A 925-nucleotide genomic window follows, 5' to 3' on the forward strand; every position below is an offset into this window, starting at 1 on the left:
ACCCGGCCGACTGCGCGGTGCGCGATGCCTATGCGGCGCGGCTGCTGGCCACCGCGCGGGGGGAGGCCCGGGGCGATGCGCCGCGCGACCACCGGCCGCCGGGCTCCTCGCCCGTGGCGCGCCTGCCGACCTCGCCCGCCGATCTGATGATGCGCGTGGTCAACCTGATCGTGGACGGCTACCTGGATTTGCGCCGGGAACTGAGCCGGCAGCTCGACCACTGGCAGGCCGAGCTGCTCAAGCCCCGCGCGCGCTTTGCCAACTGGAGCGCGCTGCTGGAGGCCCGGCTGGCGCTGCACCAGCTCGACGAAATCTGCGAAGACCAGAACACCGCCGTGCAGGACTGGATCGATGCGGTGGAGACCTGGCCCGAGCCCGAAACCCCGGCGCTGCAGCGCGAGCTGGACCTGCTCAAGGTGCGCAGCCGCGACGTGCTGGAGCACATCGAGCGCGTGGTGCACCACGTGCGCCGGCTGGAGCAGAGCACCGAGACGGCGGTGCAGATGCATTTCAGCGTGCAGAGCAACCGCACCAACGACATCATGCGCACGCTCACGGCGCTCACCGCCGTGTTCCTGCCGCTGAACCTCATCGCGGGCATCTTCGGCATGAACTTCGAGTTCATTCCGCTGGTGCACAAGCAGGACGGCTTCTGGTGGGCGATGGGCTCGATGACGGTGATCGCGGTGGCGCTGATCGCGCTGTTCTGGCGCAAGCGTTACCTCGCCCGCACGGGCCACCACTGAGCGGGCACGGGGCGCCGCGCCCTGCGCGCCGATAGAATCGGCGCCCCTTCGCACATCGCTCCCGCCCACGCCCTTGCGGCCCGCCCGCAGCGGCGCCCCCGTTCCCATGGCCCACATCCTCGTCGATCAGCTCGTCAAGACCTACCGCATCGCCGAGCGCGCGCCGGGCCTGGGCGGCG

At 70.9% G+C, this 925-nt stretch carries 1 protein-coding gene; it reads left to right on the top strand.

The annotated features are described in order from the left end of the window. Positions 1-746, top strand: a 746-nt coding sequence (locus AC27KI_RS25940; protein ID WP_487116713.1) for a magnesium transporter CorA family protein, incomplete at its 5' end; no start/stop codon positions are given. Between the last annotated feature and the right edge of the window lie 179 nt (positions 747-925).

Source organism: Acidovorax sp. KPB24-03 (assembly GCF_057546605.1).